This is a genomic window from Herbaspirillum camelliae (assembly GCF_001929405.1).
In the GTDB taxonomy this organism is placed as follows: Bacteria; Pseudomonadota; Gammaproteobacteria; order Burkholderiales; family Burkholderiaceae_D; genus Herbaspirillum; species Herbaspirillum seropedicae.
Genome location: NZ_KV880769.1, coordinates 5206475 through 5222996 on the forward strand (window position 1 = coordinate 5206475; position 16522 = coordinate 5222996).

Genomic DNA, 16522 nt, shown 5'->3' on the forward strand with positions numbered 1-16522 from the left:
AGCAAGCCCCGTGCCATCAGCCGCACTACGCGGCATGCCGGCAATACCGATTCCCCGCACTCTCGCAAGATGGGAACCATGCCAGACGGAGACCTGCCTCCTGCAACTCGCCTAGGTTACACCGCCCTGCCCCATCGTGCGCGCAGGCTACCCAGTCATCAGGAAAATCATGATAGGAGCGGCCCCGCAACTTTGTCAGACTAGCGCTGAGACTTCGTGTAGAGAGAACCGCCACGGCGGCACAAGACCACTCCTATCGCACAGGAATCAGGCTCAGGGCAACACGCTAGAGGAATCACAACATGAGACCGCCGATCATCCTGATGATTGAATCGAACGGCGAAGCAGTAGAATTGGCGCGCTTTGCGCTGTGGCGAAGCAATTTCCATTGCGTGCTGCAATGGTACGACGAGGCCGACGCCGCCATCGACGGCCTGCTGCATCGGCACCGCCTGGACGACGCACGCCTGCCGGACCTGATCCTGCTCGATCCCGGCATGATGGAAAACAACGGCGCCGATTTCATCCTCGCCATGAAGGCTGGACGAGATACCCGTTCGATCCCCGTGGTGGTCTTTCCCGACAGTGACTATCCACCAGAGATGCCCGACTTGCTCGAGGCCGGTGCCAGTGCCTACCTGCTCAAGCCCGAGACCGCTCCGCAATACATGCAGGCGGTGGTGGAATGCGCCCAACGCTGGGCGCGACCACGACGGCGGCGCAGCGGATCCGGCGCCACGCGTCGCAAGCCGGCCGCCTCCGAATGAGGGGCAGGAACGACGCCAGCGCTCAGGCCTGACGACGTCCTGCCGCCCACAACGCAGAGGCCAGGATCACTTCTTGACCCGGCTGCTGATGTGGGAATCGAATTCGCGCTGGGCCGCTTCGAGCTTCTTGAGCGCTTCCTGCCAGGGACGGTAATCCTCCTCGGTCAGCCAGGAATTGCCGGGGTTCTGCTTCCACTGTTCCAGCTTGGACGTCATCAGCTCGTACTCTTCCAGCTGCGCCACCAGGAGCTCCTCCATCTGCGACTTCAACTCCTCGGCGCGCTCGATCCAGGGATCCTGCGGTGGCTGCTCCTGCGCTTGCTGCGGCTGTTCCTGGTCTTGTTCCGACATGGGCATCTCTCTTTGGTGGTGAATGAAATTGAACTCCAGGCGATGCTAACACGAAGATAGTCGCAGATTTCCCCTCGGCAAGCGAAGGCGCAGCGAAGTTTGATGCAGTTATAGCGACGCCAGATGAAACTTACTTCTGTTGAGCACGACCACGCTGTTATAGTGACGGCAACCCGAGTGGAGCGCTCCGTGACCAGCGGGCAGCCTCCGTGGGCATGAGGGATGCCCCGCCGGATATTGAATGTGATTTGACATGCCACTGACCCAGCAGCGAATTGATGAATTCCACGGCCTGATCCGCCCTTTGTCGATCGGCCTGCAAGCAACGGGCTTCATCCTCTTTCTGACAGGGTGGGCGCTGGCCGCCCCGAGCTACGTCTACCCATGGTGGGAAGGCGTGGCGCTGACCGCAGGCGGCCTATTCCTGCTGTACCTGGTGAGCCGGCCAGGCTGGCTGGTGCCCGCCTCGTTCCTGATGATCTGGCTGCTTGCCGAAGGCTTCGCGATGCTGGCGCAACCCAGTCCCAACCGGGCCTTGTTTACCTGCGCCCTGGGCATCACCTTCGCGCTGGTCAGCGCTCCCATGTTTGCGCGTACGCGGCATTACATGCTGGCCGTCTGCGGCGTGTACCTGATCCTGGGCCGGGGCAGCTTCATCGATGCCGAGGTCGTCGGCGACGAGCGCTGGATGCTGATGCTCACCCTGACCGTGCTGGGCCTGGGCAACTTCGTCAACCTGACCGTCAAGCGGCAGCACGTCGAAAGCCTGCGACTGCGCAAGGAACTGGAATTCATCGCCTTCAAGGATCCGCTCACCGGCATCGACAACCGTCGCCGCTTCATGCAGCAACTACCCATCATCCTGCAGGCAGGACAAGCGAGTGACGCCTGCTTCCTGATGATCGACATCGACAACTTCAAGAAGATCAACGACGACTTCGGCCACGCCAGCGGCGACGAAGCCCTGATCCTCACCGCGCGCGCCATGCAGACTGCCCTCAGCGAGGGTGCGCTGGGACGCATGGGCGGCGAAGAATTCGGCATTGCCCTGAGCCGCGGCGGCCTGGTCCATGCGGAGGAAGTCGCCGCCAAACTGCTGCAGGAGGTGCGCCAGATCCATATCCATGCGCGCCCGCTGACGGTGAGCATTGGCATCGCCCGTGCCGCCGACCATAGCTCCGTCTCCAAAGTGCTCAGTGCAGCCGACCAGGCCCTGTACCAGGCCAAGCGCGCCGGCAAGGACCGCTACGTCGTCAGCGCCTGAAGGAAAAACGCGCCTGCCAGTTCCGTCAGAATATGTCAGGATTCTTTACACCCATGACTGACAGCGCGCACAAAGAAAACGCTAAGCATCTGATTAAAAAGGATTTTCCTGCCACCTGAAAAACTGGAACGGATTTTGCTGACCAGGTTGTTTTCAGACCAACATGGAGAATCCGATGCGCGCCAAATCCCTTCTCGGCGGAGCCCTGCTGGCAGGCCTGATGAGCCTGTCCACCGCCCACGCCAACACCATCACCCTGACCGGTACCGTACGTGACTTCAACTCGTACGGCACCACCCACAACGGCGTAGCCGGCCATCCCGACTTCGAGTCCCACGTGAGCGATGATCGCGGCATCGTCAAGAGCACCCTGGGTGCAGACGGCAAGCCGGTCTACAACTCGGCCGACTACAACCCGACCGTGAGCAGCGCCGCCTCGTTCTACCAGTGGTACCACGACGACGCTTCGGTGAACCGCACCGGCTCCGTGTCGATCAACCTGAACCAGATTGGTCCAAACCTGTACCAGTACAGCAGCAACGCCTTCTTCCCCATCGACAACCAGCTGCTGGCCCAGACCACCATGGGTCACAACTTCGGTTTCACCACCGAATGGCACACCCAGTTCACCTACAACAGCGCCGCCAATTCCAACTTCACCTTCAAGGGTGATGACGACGTGTGGGTCTTCATCAACGGCAAGCTGGCCATCGACCTGGGCGGCGTGCACGGCGAAGAGAGCGCCAGCGTGGACCTGAACAGCTTCGCTGCCGGCGCCGGCATGAACAATGGCGGCACCTATCGCCTGGACATCTTCCAGGCCGAGCGTCACACCTCCGGTTCCAACTTCACCATGACCACCTCGCTGGCCCTGGCCCCGAGCAACGTTCCCGAACCGGCCACCCTGGGTCTGATGGGACTGGGCCTGTTTGGCCTGGTGGCAGCGCGTCGTCGTCGTCGCGCCTGACTTCGGCTTGAGCTGGACGCCGCTGGTCGGTGTCCTGGCTGTGGCTGGACATTCAAGCGGTTCACTTCGGTGAGCCGCTTTTTTATGGGAGATCGGGCAGCATTGTTGCTGAGGGATTGACCTGCGACGCTTGTGGCAATACGACATGCTGCATTGGTTGCATTCACGATCGCTTGTGCAGAAGAGTCATTTTTTTATTGAAGATTAATTAAACCAATTAATTAGAAAATGCCTCACGGAAACAATGAAGAAATATAAGTTATGCGATCAAGAGATCTAATCATTTCCTTTTTCCGGTCTGCCTCCACTCTTTAGAGTCGTCTTGCCCAAGGACCACATTCCACAATAGAAATGATACCGAATTGATTTAGCGCAAATAAGCGTTTGAATGCCGCGCGTTGGCAGATTCCAATCAACCTGATTGCAACAAAAACGCCCCCATTCAAAAAATAAATTTCGCAGGGATAGAGGCCATATATTAGAGTGAAAAAAATAACCCCAATGTTTTGGAATTAGTTTCTTCCGAGGGAAATAAGCCCTCTGACTAATTACTACTTCACGCCACAAAAATACCTATGATAAACATAATCACAAAAAATCATGGCTGGGCCGGAAACCACCTCTTGTCGAAATGGCGCGCTTATTACGTATTGGCCAATCGGCACGCCCATATATTCGAACAGGTGTCAGAGCAGACCGACCTTGATGAGTACGTCTATTTTGCCAAACCACGCAGGACTTTCGTGGATGAATGTCTCGATCTCATTGAGCACCCAGACTCGTTTCCTTTAAGTCACTTCAGTCACTTCAAAGAAAGCCCTGAACTCAATTACGTTGATATTTTCCTCAAGCTCAAGCAATTCCCTACGACCAGCAAGGCGACATTGTTCACGGCATGAGCGCGCGGGCATCTAGCTGATTGAATGTTCAAGCGAGCAACCCAAGGGACAACGAAAAAGTTTAATCACTCGGCTCGTCGCTGTCGGGTTGTGTACCGTTCTTGGCGAAGCATCCACCCAATCAATTCTCATCTTTCCTATGAGCAGCACTCTGCCCACTCTCGGACTTCCTTGGTCGCTCCCCTTCTATCGCGCGTTGAATGGACCCCATCCGCTGGTCCAGTCCTTTCTGGAGAACAACGAAGCGATACGATCCTACGAGATCACCCGGACTTTTAATCCGCAGAACTCGATCGGCGTCGCTGTGGGTACAGCGTTGGCACAGCATTGCGGCAGCATCGACGGTAAAGCCGATCAGACAAAATATATAGAGCGCCTGCATCTGCTGGATCAAATATGTATTGAAGGACAGGGGGATTCGTATGATGCGCTTTTCCTCCACACAGCTCCTCTCTATGCAGGCGCCAAGCCGTGGATTTTTCACTTCGAGAGCTTCCCCAGCATTTTCTTTCCGTTCATTAATACGGGAGCGACGCGTGACCTGCATCTGAAGGAAAAGGGATACTTCAAGGGCATCGAAAATGCCTTTTTGTCTGCGCAATGCCGCGCAATTTTCTCGCATATGAAATCCAGCATTGAAGTGATGCAACGCGTGTTCGATAGTGACGTCATCAGGCGAAAGCTTCACTACGTTCCCCTGGGAATCAACATCGAATCACCGACCGAAGCCTTACGCAAATTCGATACATCGAGCAGCCTGCATATCCTGTTCACCAACTCATTGCACCAGGATCCCGGCTCCTTTTATCTTCGCGGAGGACATCATCTGTTAAGGGCATTCAGCACCTTGCGACGGCGGCATCCGAACTTGCACTTGACCATTCTCTCAAGCGTTCCCCAGGACCTCGGCAAGTGGTTCCAGCAAGGAGACCTGGATGGGGTACGCTGGATCAATCACCGTGTCAGTGATGATGAACTACGCCAGCTTTACTTCTCCCACCACATGTTTGCACTCCCTTCTGCGGGTCTGCATTCATTCAGCATTCTGCGCGCCATGGCTAGCGGCTGCGTTCCCATCATATCGGACGCGCTCGGCTATGAGGAATATCTGGCGCCGGAAGAAGACAGCGTAATGAGGATATTTGGAGTCCGAGAGTCCGTGTATTGTGACCATCCGGAAGGATGGGTCAGTGATGATTACCGGGGGTTCAGGCAGGCCATCCTGCCTGCGATGGTGGAGCAACTCGAACAACAGATTTCAGATCACCTGAATCCTGATCTTTTGCGTGCAATGGCGATGCGAAATATGTTCCATTGCGTAAGGCGGCAAACGGTTGCACATTCCCATCAGCAGTTCGAGCAGATGTTGCGGCAGGCGTTTTTGTGAGGCATCGGAGGCGCCTTCCTTTTGCCTCGTTTGTCATGATTACCTTTCCTGCTTCATGTGGGTAGCAAATGCGCGGGTAATCACAACGGCTGGAAGCATGCGCATGAACGGGACAAGTTGCTGCAAGTGCATGTGTACGACCTAAACACCTCTACGTTAAGCGTCCGCGCAACGCCAGCAGAGCTTGCTGCACAACAGGGTTATTAACGGATTCTACTGCTTGGCGTAGCTAACGCCTGAGGCAGGTCACCACGTTAGTCCACTTCACCCACTTTCCCGGGTACCGTACTTAAGGTAGTAGCGGCATCCTCTTTTTTCTCCTCACCGACGGGTTTTACAACAGGCGTTCCTTGATACTTAACCTCCGCCAAAGGGACGCCATTGACGCTTGCCTCTACACGCTGAAATTCAACATCGTTTCCGCGATACAAACCCCAGACCAACCTGTGATGCCCATCGATAATTTGGGCTTCTGTTCCATCACCATCCCAGGCAATACGCGCCTTTTCGCTACGTATGGCTCCGCCATTGTAATAGGCCATAGAAAGCTGGTCATTCAGATAGTTTTGCCCAAGATAAAGATTGATATCGTTCTTTTCCTCTTCATCTATAGGAACCTCCGCATTAATGTACGCATGTGGCGGAGAAGGAAATACCGAATTCCCCGGAGTAAAATTAGTACTCACAGCAGGAAATGGATCCTGTCGCCGAATCAACATACATTGAACCGTGCCACCAATATACGGGTGGCTAGATTGATACTGCTGCACAATAACGCCGCCATTTATTTTAGTAGCAAGCTGCCCCATCAGATCAGCTTCATGCTCTAGACCCAGATCATCATTAATAGCCACTCCGCTTTTCAATTGCGCAGTTTGCCTTACCCTTCCCTGGGCTTGCTGCACCACGTGCCACGCTTCGTGAGGAAGATGTTGTTCTTGCCCAGGAGCGACGTGAATATCACTTCCTTGAGCATACGCATGCGCCTGCAATTGCGCCGGCCTATCGGAGTTGTAGTGAACTTTGACATGATCCATGCTCATGCCAGATAGGGACTCAATGCCGGACTTGAGGTTGTCCGGCAAACCCGTCTTGTTTTCTTTCTTTTGAATAACGGATTGACGTTGTGCCGTGTGTTGCGAACGGAGGCCAGTATGGACAGTGTTCTGGAGCATTCGCTGGAGTGCGGCAGTTGGGCGATTGTCCGTGAACGATGGTGTCGATGGCACAAATCCGCTCTCGCGCCCTCTTTGGTCGTCGGTTCGCTGCGAGGCGTTTTCGAACTTTTTTTCTGCCTGCTGATTCATGATCACTTCCCCAACAGTGAAAGACACAAGAGTTCTCATGCGAACCAGGCCCGCCCGCCAGATCTGCGGTGACTGGCATGCGAAGACGATTAAGCGGAGTTACTTTAGCACATTACTTTCCGATCAAATCCAGTCCGGATCGCTGATACAGGAACATTACTGTATCAATCCATGCTGAATTTGCTTGCAACATATCATCCCTGTTGAAGCTTTTTGAGTGAAGCCGCAAGCCGTTGCAGGAGTTCCGGGAACAGCCGTCGCTCCGCTGTCGACCATCCCTGAATCAATTCACCCAGAACTTCTCTTCTCGCCTTAGAGATGGCCTCGATGGTGCGGGCGCCAGCTATCGTTACCCGAGCAGCACGCACACGCATGTCGTTTTCACTCACAGGACGGTCAACCAACCCCATCTGCTCCAGCTTTGCTAATTGGCGACTGATCGTGGATGGATCGCGCCCAACGTGCTCCGCCAACTGGGCAACACCCATCGTTCCACCTGCATGCAAACGAACTAACACAGGAAAGAGGGCGCGATCAAGAGCGACACCCGCTTTGCGCAGTAGCACCTCATCCTGTCGGGGGCTGTTCAGGAATCCGGTTAGCTCAATCATCGCGGATGCGATGGTGTCAACATCACGTGCATCATACATGCTTTACTTTTCCTCGCTGCCAAACTAACATTCATGTATTCTACACGGATAATGGAGCAAGAGATGCAACAGAGTAAAGATGTATTTTTGATCATGGGAAGCACACGTATGGGGCGAAATTGCCCTGCAATAACCAGCTGGGTTGCAGAAATTGGCAAAGGGTGCACCGATCTTTCTTATGAAATCATCGACTTGTGTAACTGGCACTTGCCCATGGATGATGAGGACGGGCTACCAGCCTTGCGTACTCCCTATCGAAGAGAACATACGCGTGCGTGGAGCGGGAAAGTAGCGAGCGCGGCAGCAGTGGTGTTCGTTACACCGCAATACAACTGGGGATATCCCGCCGTCTTGAAGAACTCACTGGACCACCTGTATCACGAATGGCGCGACAAGCCCACTGCCATCGTCACCTATGGCGGTCATGGAGGAACCCGCTGTGCGAAACAGTTAAGGCAGGTCGCGGCGTCACTGAAAATGAGCGTGGTAAGCACTTCGCCAACGATCACATTGTCCGATGCCGTCATCAGGGAGAACGCACCGTTTATTCCCGATAGGGAGTTTTTGCAATACAAGCCCAAGATCCAGTCAGCGCTGCGCGAGCTCGCGGACAAGGTGCATGGTCGAGAACATCCAGCCAAGAGGCTGCTGGGAGAGGCGAGGCGCTTATTGAGTGCGTTTTAATCAGAGAATCGATGAAGCCAGCGGAATCTATCTCTTGGAAAAAGACCAGAAGCAGAAAGGAATAATCGTCGTCGGCGTTCCGAACGAAACGTTCTCTGCAAAAAAACAAGGAGCATATCAAGGCGGCAAATGCTATTGCGATTCGCCTTGCCGATCAGGATTTACTCCCTCGCTTTTCGGATCGATAGCTGATGCCTCCCGGCGAGCCGCGCCCACTCTAGCGGCGATGGATCACCGGACTCACTGGACGATCACACACCGAAAAGCAAAAAACCGCTACCAGCCAAAGCTAGTAACGGTTTCTCGATATCTGGTTGCGGGGGCGGGATTTGTCCGTTATCTACCGTTCAGAATTAAGTAAGCACACAAATACAGCCCACCCCGGCAGAAGGTTGGTTGGGAATATCAATAATACCGACTCTGCCGCCAAATATAGAAGGCAACTGCACCGGACAATATCAAAAACACCCCGTATTGGAATGGCGAGTCGGCAAAAAATGGCAATTTATCATCAAACAGTTGCGGGACGATAACGAAATGCTTTTGGATTCCTGGGATCAAAATTAGCTGTGCTCCTGGCAAAATTACCGGCCACGCCCTGTTGAGCCCCAACCACCAATTGACTCCAGCAACAATAAGCAATATTCCTAATGCTTGTGGAGAGACCATCGCCAAGTAGGACTTAAACTCGAAGCCCAAGAGATAAGCCGCTCCAAAAGCAACAATAAGGGTAGCCACCCCGCCCAAAAATGCCCCGCCCTGATCATCCTCCATACTTCCCCCAAAGAAACGTTGTATTTGAGAAATGTATCATTATTTTCAAACAATGGGAATGGCCACCCCTATTTACCCCTCAGTTACTTCCAGCCTCATTAATCATTTGCTCTGCACGATGGTACTTGTCGATGCAGGCATTGAGATCCCGCACGATGTCGCCGCCTTCTCTGGCGAAATCGAGAATTCGCTCAGCAGCCGCTGGCAGAAGGTTGGCTCGCGCTTCTCGATCCCCAGCGCCGGCAGTTGCGGCAGCGGCGGCTGCACTAGCCGCGTCGATGGCGACTGACAGCCGCTCAGCACCAGTGCGCAGCTGACCGCGCAGAACTTCCATTTGCTTCGTTGCATTCTCTTTCTCCTGTTGACGGACGGCCTCGATACTGGCGGCGGCGCGCTGGCCATTGCGTTCGGCTTCTCGATATCGCTCGGTGGCATTGGCCATGGCCACGGCATGCTCTTCGCTGACCTTCGCCGCCTCACCCTCATCGATCTGCGCCTGCCGATGGCCGCCCCATAGGAAGCCGCCGATCAGGCCCAGGCAGAAGGCCAGCGCGACGCAGCCCAGGGCTATCGCTATGGTCTGAAGCCGGTTCATGGGATCACCTTCAGGGCACGGTCATAGATGGCCTTGCGCTCAGCAAAGCCGTTCGAGTCGCCGATGGCGGCCGTTTTCTTTCCCCGATTGACCACATCGCTCACGCCATCGATGTCGCCCGCGTCCGCCCACTTGGCCAGGCCGTTGACCTTCCAGAACCAGCCGGCAGCGCGGCAGCCGTGGACCGGCTCGCACAGCAGGCGTGGCTGCTCCACGCAATCCAGCTCCAGTGCCATCATGGCGGCCAGGTGGTTGAGGTAGCCGGTGATCTGGATCGGGCCATGACCTTTCCAGAAACGGCCTGGCGTGCTGCCGTGGGCGGCCGCGATACGGATCGCCTCCGGATTGGTGTTGCCCAGATCGGCGCGGTTGTCATAGGCGGAGCCGCTGGCCAGCTCCTCCATGAATCGGAACTGGCCCGATTCGTGGCCGATCTGCGACAAGAACGCGGCCATGCGCAAGCGCGTATCAATGCCGAACTCCTGCATGGCTGCATTGAGAGGCTCCAGAAACAACGATGCCCGCGTGGCGGCGGGCATGATGAGTTGGAGCTGCTGTAGTGTGAGATTCATTCCGATCCCCTTCTATCTGTGGCGCGGCGATTGCGATACAGCCAGCCGCCCGCCATGAGGCCTGTAACGCCCACGTTCGAGATGACTTCCATTGGCTGGGGATGAAGGTATCCGTACAGCGGCCCGACCAGGACGCCGAAGCTTCCCAGGCCGGTAATCACGTACCAGGCCCGCACGACATGGTTGCTGCGATGATCCATGCGATTGAGCGCAAAGGCGCAATGAAGGAAGAGCATCAGACTGGCGGCAAGATTGACCGCCAGGAGGTAGTCGGTGGAGAGAAGAGACTTGATCATTTGGACGGCTCCTGGTTGATGTTGCCCCCTCCGAATTTGGTCCGGACCCAGCCCAGCCCCAGCGGAATGGCCGTCTGGGAACTCGCCCCGATCACAAAGCCGCTAAAGAGCCGGGTGGCCTCCGAATACTTGCTAGACCAGGCGAACACGTCGGACTGGATAAGCCAAGCGTGGAGCATGGGACCGACATAGCCGCCCATGAGCGCGCTGGTGATCAGGATCATGACGGCGCGAGGGCGAGACACCGGCGGCAGGTTGGAGAGCATGGCCATACCCCCGGCCAGCCCCGCCAGCAGCATCTCATACTGCAGTCCCAGGAATGACCCTGTAATGGTGATGGTGCCGACGGCAAATGCCCCCGATCCGGCCCCGATCACTGCTCCTGTTGTTGGTTCTGGCATTCATATCCCCTGATAAATCCGCCAAAGCGGTGTGTAGACGTCTGCAAAAGAAAGGCCCGCACATTCACGGGCCTTCGTCAATCCATCAGCTCGCAGCTGGGCGCGCTGGCCATTCGATTACATCCGGATAGCCGGGTTGCTGAGCAATGCGGCTCAATAAGACGCGATAGCGTTTCCAGGCGGCCAGTGCGGCCTTCTCATCAGGCGTGGCGATCTCAAGATCTACAGCGTCCTGCAAAGGTGCAATTTTCTTCGTTGCCTCACCCAACAAAGCATCCACATCAGCAAGCGCTGCTGCGGCCTTTTGCTCTGGCGTGGGAGGTGCTCGGTCGGCCAGCACGGGCGCTCCGTCGAGCCCAGGAACGATCACTTTCCCGGCGGCCTGGCCCGACAACAAGGCCAGATACTCTTCGTCGGAAATGTTGACCGCATCCACGGGAATCAGACAATCAGGATTGTCAATGAGGGTGTTACGCTCTTCAGCGCCCTCCTCGCCAGACCAGTTCTGGTCGAGAATCAGCAATTTCCGCACGCCGTGGATCGCTTCATCGTAGAAGCCTTTCGTTGATGGGGAATAAAACACGTAGCCTCCTATTAGTAGCCCATTGCGAACCAGCGATTCGTCACACCGGTGCCTTGGTTCATTGCGATTTGAAACCCTGTCAAAGTGACGTTACCAGCGCCTGAGTATTGAGACTGAGCCGATCCAGCCAAGCCTGGATTAGCAATTACCGACATGCAAGCAGTCGGGAAGGCGATCGGGAAAGTGACGTCGGTATAAGAGCCAGCGGTGACGGATGCCGCGCCTGCCTGGATGATGATGCCGCTGGGCAGCTGCGCATAGCCGTTACCGGACAACAGCGAGCGGAAGGCGGCCGCCGACTTCAGTTGCGCAGAGCCGCCAACCGCGTACCAAGTGCTCACCCCATTGCTCTCCAGCGTAAGTGAGTCACCTGTACCCAACAGCAAGCTGTTGACGGATGCACTTCCGGTGACGATTCCATCTGCACCTGCTCGAGCCACTGTGGCTGCGCCCGCACCGATATTCAAAAACTCAATACGGCGCCCAACGCCAACGGCTGCGGCAGAAGGTAGCGTCTGCGTGTTGCTTGCGCCGGCGTTCACCAGGACAGTGCCGCCCACCACGCTTGATGAAAGCGTTCCGGACGAACTGATCGTCGCGACGGACGATGCCAGCAAACCGCCGCTACCCAAGCCATTCGCCGGATTGAGCAAGATCAGCGCACCGATCCCGGCGCTGTAACACAACCGCATCGGGTAGCCGGCGGAGGCAATATCCCCGGGTGAAAGGGCTGTGTTAGCGCCTTTGACGACCGGCAGTGCTGCCAGGGCCACGCCACCGATGGTCAGCGTCGCTGTAACTGCACCGGTATTTGCAGCCTTGGCGATGACGGTCAAAGGCTCTCCATCGACGAGTGCGGTACGGACACTATCTATCGTGCAGGTTAGTGCATTTGCGGTACCGCCGGCGATGATTGGAGTAATGATCTTCTTCTCGATGACGACTTTCAGAGATGTCACGAACTGATCCATATCGACATCGGAAAGCTCAAGCCCAGCTTCTTCAATCGTGCGCACGATTGACTCTTGCACTTGGTCGAACCAAGCCGCCTCGAGGTCGGTCGCCGCCACCCCCGTAACAGCATTCCCGTTCGTAAAACCGGACTTCCCTGGCCCGAACTTATCTACCATGCGCGTTGACGTAGAGATTCTTTTCATGCAGCAGCTCCATAAGAAATATATAAGACGGTGTGCGCCGGCCGATAGCGCGCCAAAATGCAGGCCAGTGGCGAATCACCCCACCGACGAATCGGCGCATTGCAAGGGCTGGTCGCGTTCATGGTTCGGATGACCACGCTGCCCGGCACATTGATCCGCCAGGCATAGCGCCACCCCCCCTGATTCAGGGCCGCGTTGCACTTGGAGTTCGCCCGAAACGGTCGAAACTCAGTGATGCTGCAACCCGAATATCCCAGCACCTCAAGCAGGTTGATGAAGAAGGCGACGGACTGCCCACCCTGCCACGCCAGCTTCTGGTGCAAACGCTGACGCCGCTCCTCGGGCGTGGGTGCTAGATCCATGCACTCATCTGGCAATCCAGCGACGCGCTCCCAGTCAGAAAGCATCTCCGAGGTGGTGCGTGGATCTGCTTCCTCAATCAATTGATCACCCCGCGCGTCCACCCTGGCCAACTCATCGGCCTTGGCCAAGAACAGCTTGGCCAGGTCAGTATCCAGATCGCGCGACCACACCGAGCCAGGCGGCAACAGCTCCAGGAGCTGCGCCTGGTAGTTTTCAGCGGTCAAGGCCATGAAAACTCCCCTACTGTGCTAATGCTGCCGACCGGGTTGATAACATTCGCAGCCGGCGCCGCGAGTACGTAGTCGTCCTCTCCGGCGGCGGAGCTAATCGCCGCCCGCATATGCGAAAGCTTGATAGTTCCGCCAGGAATTGCCTCACGCCGCAAGAGATCAGACAGCTCAGCCTGGATCGCTGCCCGTGTGGCGGGCGTGTCCGGACTCAGTTGAGTGAACTGGAAATTGATCGGTGCGGGGACCGGCGCTACCACATACAGCTCCGCCGTAACCGGCTTTTTCGTTTCGAGATGTGCCTTCACCGCTGCCACTGCCGCAGCATCAGGGATCGGCACTGCATCGTTGTCCCGCATGAAGCGGACTGTCACCGTGCCTGCACCCATCTCGTTCGGGTAGACCCATGCCCGCGTAACGCCCTGTACCTCAAGCGCCCAGGCCTCATAGTCTGATTTGGTGCCGCCGTTCGGTGGCGACTGAATGCGCTCCAGAATCCGGGCACGCCAGGCATCGACGGTCTCCTGCTCCGTTCCGTCAGTGATTCCTCCTGGCCCCACAGTCATGCTGCTGTCCAGGCCATCGATGGGTGTAACCAAGTTGAGCGCGACGCCAGCCGGAGCATTACCGGCCTTCCCGGCCACCACGGCAACAAGGGGGAGCGCTCCGGCGCCCACAGCTAGGTTTGTCGAGGCCGTGGTCTTATACTGCACACCGTCCTGACGTTGAATCAGCGTCCCAGCATCGACCGTCAATGCTGAGAAGGCATTCACCGAGGCGAAGCCGGCGGAAGGTCCCGCACCCTTTCTCGGCACCTTCCAGATACTGGCGTAGCGCGCCAAGTGATCCTCATCGCAACGATCAATCATCAGTTGATCTGCGAGCCAGTCAAGATGCCCATGCAGTCCATCAACGGCACCGGATTGCACCACAGCCAGCACGTTGAGCGTGGCCACCGAGAGCCGTGCTTCGGCGCCGGTGAGCCGGCCATTGATATCGGCGAGCGCTCGCGACACCAGCTCTTTAAGAGTTGGCCTGTCAAATGCCATTACATCCTCCCTTGATTGATATTCGACCAGGCGAAATCGAAGCGATATTTGGCGGGCGCCGTCTTCGGCCGCGTCACCGTGACACCGAGCCCGAGCCAGCCTTGGCGCACGATCTGCGCGTCGACCTGGACCGAGTCAACAACGCCGTCCTGGACCAGCCAGAGCAGCGCCTCTTGCGCGAACTCTTTCGCCTTCGCCACCACTTCTGGCAACTGCTTTTCCCGGGCCAACAACCACAGTCGAGAGCCAATCCGCCGGCCCTCGCCAGCACCACCAAGGGCGTCGCCCCACCAGCCACGCTTCGAAGAGCTGGCATCTGGCAGCGGGTCGTCATCCTCTGCGCGGCGGTCGCTGAAGAGCGAAATCAAGATTGCGGTCTTGATGTCGTGATCCATCGCCAGATCGCCGTTGAACACAGCGATATCGCCGCGACGATTGGCGGCATCCCAAAAGATCTCGATGTCCATTACATCTTTCCCTGATCCTTCCCGACCCGCCCGCCTTCTGGGTTGCTGTGGTCGTGGTCGTTGTAAACGGCGCGCATGGCGGACATCTTCTTGTTCCCGTGGTCGCTGACATCGCCGCCCGCTGTGATATCGCCGGTCACCTTGAGATCGCCGGCCACCTTGACCAGCGGGGTATCCATATCGATCTCTGGAGTGTTCTGGATGGTGATCGGCTTTCCGCAGCCATCGATCACGATGCCAGCGCGCGTGAGATGAACCTTCTGGCCTTGATCGTCGTAGATCGCCATCTCGCCATCCTGCAGCCCACGCAGGCGGTACCGCCGATCATCCACCGCAACGATCACCGCATGATCCCGATTACCACCGATGAAGGTGGCAAGCAGCTCTGCACCTGCCTTCGGTACCGAGGTGAACCCATACTGCTGCACACGCTCCATCTGGTCGTAATCCTCACCTTCCATCAGCTTGCCGCGAATGAGCTGAATTGCGCCCGCGTCGCTGACCTTGCTGACGATGCCCCGGCCTAGCATGAGGTTGATCTTTCCCTTCATGTCAGCAGTTGCCTCTCTGATTGCAGCGAAGATGTCCATCATTTCCCCAACACGTTGAATCGACCAGTGCCGGCAACACCGGAGGGCTCCGGAATCTCAGGCAACTGATCAAAGGCCTTGCGCGATACGAGCTGCAGCACTGTCGTGGCGCCACCCTCATCCAGCTTGAAACTAGCCGATGAGATCAGCCACCAGTCATCCAGGCGCATCCAGGGACAGCGAATCCGGACCATCTTATTGATCTCCCACAGCTCGCCCGTGGCCTCCTCGCGCCATCCCTGTACTGTCACCGTTACCTTGCGGGCCTTCGCCTCTCGGTTGGACGCCTCCCACTCGGCTCGCTTCTGGCACCGCGCTGCATCGGCCTGCGTCTCGGCCACGATGATCAGCGGTCGATAGCGGCCAATCTGGCTGTTTCCTGTCTTGCTAGATGGCGCCCGCTTGATAGTTCCCTTCGGCGCCGAATGCACCAGGTCGAAGCGATCAGCACCGGGTGCGCCGGCCTGTCCCTGGACAGTGATCTCGCTGAAGAGCGCCGCATGGCTGTTCTCGAAGGACGCCTGCAGGATGTTCTTTCCGTGCTGCAGGACCGTCTCACAGTCGCCCCCCAGACCTGCCCGCGTGATGACCAGGCCACCTTCGCGGTCAGATACGAACAGTACGCCCTCCCCCCTGGCCAACTTGTCGAGCGTGCGGAAGACCGTCTCACCAGCCTGACAGGCCTGGCGCGGCACCTTGCCGCTAACGCGGGTCTTCTTCGGTGGCGTGCCTTTCTTCCCGGCCTTCTTCTGCTTGGTGCTCAGCTTCTTCCCGTTTACGGTTTCATCGAAGACGGTAATGCCGAAGGGCGCACAAAGCGCCACGGCGATCTGCTCCAGCGTCTGTCCAGCGAATGACGTGGTAGGGGCCGAGCAGTCCACCAGATCGCCAGCCTTATCGCGGCCGCTCACCTTGATCTCATGACTGTTCTGGTCATAGGTCACCGACACCACGTCGACATACCCGGTGATCACCACGTCGTCCCCGATCAGTATCTCGCAGAGCTCTCCGGGCGCGATGACCCAGTCCACCCGCTGTTCGGGCCAGCGCTCAGTGAGCGCCAGCTCGAAGTTGCCGGCCAATTGCTCGATGCTGGTCCGTACGCTGATGCCCTTCCAACCGCCGTAGATCTGCCCGCCGACCCGCAGGGTCAGCAAATTGGAATCCGCCAT

21 protein-coding genes are annotated in these 16522 nt (G+C 57.1%); 6 read left to right on the top strand and 15 right to left on the bottom strand.

Annotation, left to right across the window (positions count from 1 at the left end):
- The first annotated feature begins 302 nt into the window (after window positions 1–302).
- On the top strand, window positions 303–767 hold the full coding sequence (locus BGK68_RS23280; protein WP_075259018.1) for a response regulator: 465 nt from the start codon (window positions 303–305) through the stop codon (window positions 765–767).
- Window positions 768–833: 66 nt separating this feature from the next.
- Here the strand turns inward: BGK68_RS23280 and BGK68_RS23285 are convergent, their stop codons facing one another.
- Window positions 834–1118, bottom strand: coding sequence for a hypothetical protein (locus BGK68_RS23285; protein WP_233149390.1), 285 nt, complete (start codon window positions 1116–1118; stop codon window positions 834–836).
- 253 nt (window positions 1119–1371) lie between these two features.
- On the opposite strand from BGK68_RS23285, the gene BGK68_RS23290 reads away from it, so the two are divergent.
- The 4 genes from BGK68_RS23290 to BGK68_RS23305 all read left to right on the top strand — a co-directional run bounded on the left by BGK68_RS23290 (window position 1372) and on the right by BGK68_RS23305 (window position 5635).
- Entirely contained in the window at window positions 1372–2382 is a 1011-nt protein-coding gene (locus tag BGK68_RS23290) for a GGDEF domain-containing protein (protein ID WP_075259020.1), read from the top strand.
- A gap of 175 nt (window positions 2383–2557) precedes the next feature.
- On the top strand, window positions 2558–3349 hold the full coding sequence (locus BGK68_RS23295) for a fibro-slime domain-containing protein (RefSeq protein ID WP_075259021.1): 792 nt from the start codon (window positions 2558–2560) through the stop codon (window positions 3347–3349).
- Window positions 3350–3972: 623 nt separating this feature from the next.
- The gene (locus tag BGK68_RS23300; protein WP_075259022.1) at window positions 3973–4248 is read left to right on the top strand and encodes a hypothetical protein; all 276 of its coding nucleotides are present in this window, start codon (window positions 3973–3975) and stop codon (window positions 4246–4248) included.
- Window positions 4249–4387: 139 nt separating this feature from the next.
- Window positions 4388–5635, top strand: coding sequence for a glycosyltransferase (locus BGK68_RS23305; RefSeq protein ID WP_075259023.1), 1248 nt, complete (start codon window positions 4388–4390; stop codon window positions 5633–5635).
- A 254-nt stretch (window positions 5636–5889) separates the two neighbouring features.
- Here the strand turns inward: BGK68_RS23305 and BGK68_RS27235 are convergent, their stop codons facing one another.
- Together BGK68_RS27235 and BGK68_RS23315 are read right to left on the bottom strand one after the other, a co-directional pair.
- A complete protein-coding gene (locus BGK68_RS27235) occupies window positions 5890–6942 on the bottom strand; it encodes an eCIS core domain-containing protein (RefSeq protein ID WP_233149391.1) in 1053 nt (350 codons plus the stop codon).
- 194 nt (window positions 6943–7136) lie between these two features.
- Entirely contained in the window at window positions 7137–7592 is a 456-nt protein-coding gene (locus tag BGK68_RS23315) for a MarR family winged helix-turn-helix transcriptional regulator (RefSeq protein ID WP_075259024.1), read from the bottom strand.
- 63 nt (window positions 7593–7655) lie between these two features.
- On the opposite strand from BGK68_RS23315, the gene BGK68_RS23320 reads away from it, so the two are divergent.
- Window positions 7656–8276, top strand: a complete 621-nt coding sequence (locus BGK68_RS23320) for an NADPH-dependent FMN reductase (protein WP_075259025.1) — start codon at window positions 7656–7658, stop codon at window positions 8274–8276.
- 405 nt (window positions 8277–8681) lie between these two features.
- Here the strand turns inward: BGK68_RS23320 and BGK68_RS23325 are convergent, their stop codons facing one another.
- The 12 genes from BGK68_RS23325 to BGK68_RS23380 form a co-directional block, all read right to left on the bottom strand.
- Window positions 8682–9050 carry a hypothetical protein gene (locus BGK68_RS23325; protein WP_075259026.1) on the bottom strand — a complete coding sequence of 123 codons (369 nt, stop codon included), beginning with the start codon at window positions 9048–9050 and terminating at the stop codon, window positions 8682–8684.
- Window positions 9051–9129: 79 nt separating this feature from the next.
- Entirely contained in the window at window positions 9130–9645 is a 516-nt protein-coding gene (locus tag BGK68_RS23330; protein WP_075259027.1) for a lysis system i-spanin subunit Rz, read from the bottom strand.
- On the bottom strand, window positions 9642–10217 hold the full coding sequence (locus BGK68_RS23335) for a glycoside hydrolase family 19 protein (protein WP_075259028.1): 576 nt from the start codon (window positions 10215–10217) through the stop codon (window positions 9642–9644). Before BGK68_RS23335 ends, BGK68_RS23330 begins: the two co-directional genes overlap by 4 nt.
- Window positions 10214–10513 (bottom strand): hypothetical protein, encoded by a 300-nt coding sequence (locus BGK68_RS23340; RefSeq protein ID WP_075259029.1) that lies wholly within the window; start codon window positions 10511–10513, stop codon window positions 10214–10216. The genes BGK68_RS23335 and BGK68_RS23340 overlap by 4 nt, the downstream gene beginning before the upstream one ends.
- A complete protein-coding gene (locus tag BGK68_RS23345; protein ID WP_075259030.1) occupies window positions 10510–10914 on the bottom strand; it encodes a restriction endonuclease in 405 nt (134 codons plus the stop codon). The genes BGK68_RS23340 and BGK68_RS23345 overlap by 4 nt, the downstream gene beginning before the upstream one ends.
- An 85-nt stretch (window positions 10915–10999) precedes the next feature.
- The gene (locus BGK68_RS23350) at window positions 11000–11497 is read right to left on the bottom strand and encodes a tail fiber assembly protein (protein ID WP_075259031.1); all 498 of its coding nucleotides are present in this window, start codon (window positions 11495–11497) and stop codon (window positions 11000–11002) included.
- Window positions 11498–11508: 11 nt separating this feature from the next.
- Window positions 11509–12654, bottom strand: coding sequence for a gp53-like domain-containing protein (locus BGK68_RS23355; RefSeq protein ID WP_143433144.1), 1146 nt, complete (start codon window positions 12652–12654; stop codon window positions 11509–11511).
- The gene (locus tag BGK68_RS23360; RefSeq protein WP_075259033.1) at window positions 12651–13247 is read right to left on the bottom strand and encodes a YmfQ family protein; all 597 of its coding nucleotides are present in this window, start codon (window positions 13245–13247) and stop codon (window positions 12651–12653) included. Before BGK68_RS23360 ends, BGK68_RS23355 begins: the two co-directional genes overlap by 4 nt.
- Window positions 13238–14293, bottom strand: coding sequence for a baseplate J/gp47 family protein (locus BGK68_RS23365; protein ID WP_075259034.1), 1056 nt, complete (start codon window positions 14291–14293; stop codon window positions 13238–13240). The genes BGK68_RS23360 and BGK68_RS23365 overlap by 10 nt, the downstream gene beginning before the upstream one ends.
- Window positions 14293–14760 (bottom strand): phage GP46 family protein, encoded by a 468-nt coding sequence (locus BGK68_RS23370; RefSeq protein WP_075259035.1) that lies wholly within the window; start codon window positions 14758–14760, stop codon window positions 14293–14295. Before BGK68_RS23370 ends, BGK68_RS23365 begins: the two co-directional genes overlap by 1 nt.
- Window positions 14760–15353 (bottom strand): phage baseplate assembly protein V, encoded by a 594-nt coding sequence (locus BGK68_RS23375; protein WP_083657876.1) that lies wholly within the window; start codon window positions 15351–15353, stop codon window positions 14760–14762. Before BGK68_RS23375 ends, BGK68_RS23370 begins: the two co-directional genes overlap by 1 nt.
- Complete coding sequence (locus tag BGK68_RS23380) at window positions 15350–16522, bottom strand: phage baseplate assembly protein (protein WP_075259036.1); 1173 nt, start codon at window positions 16520–16522, stop codon at window positions 15350–15352. Before BGK68_RS23380 ends, BGK68_RS23375 begins: the two co-directional genes overlap by 4 nt.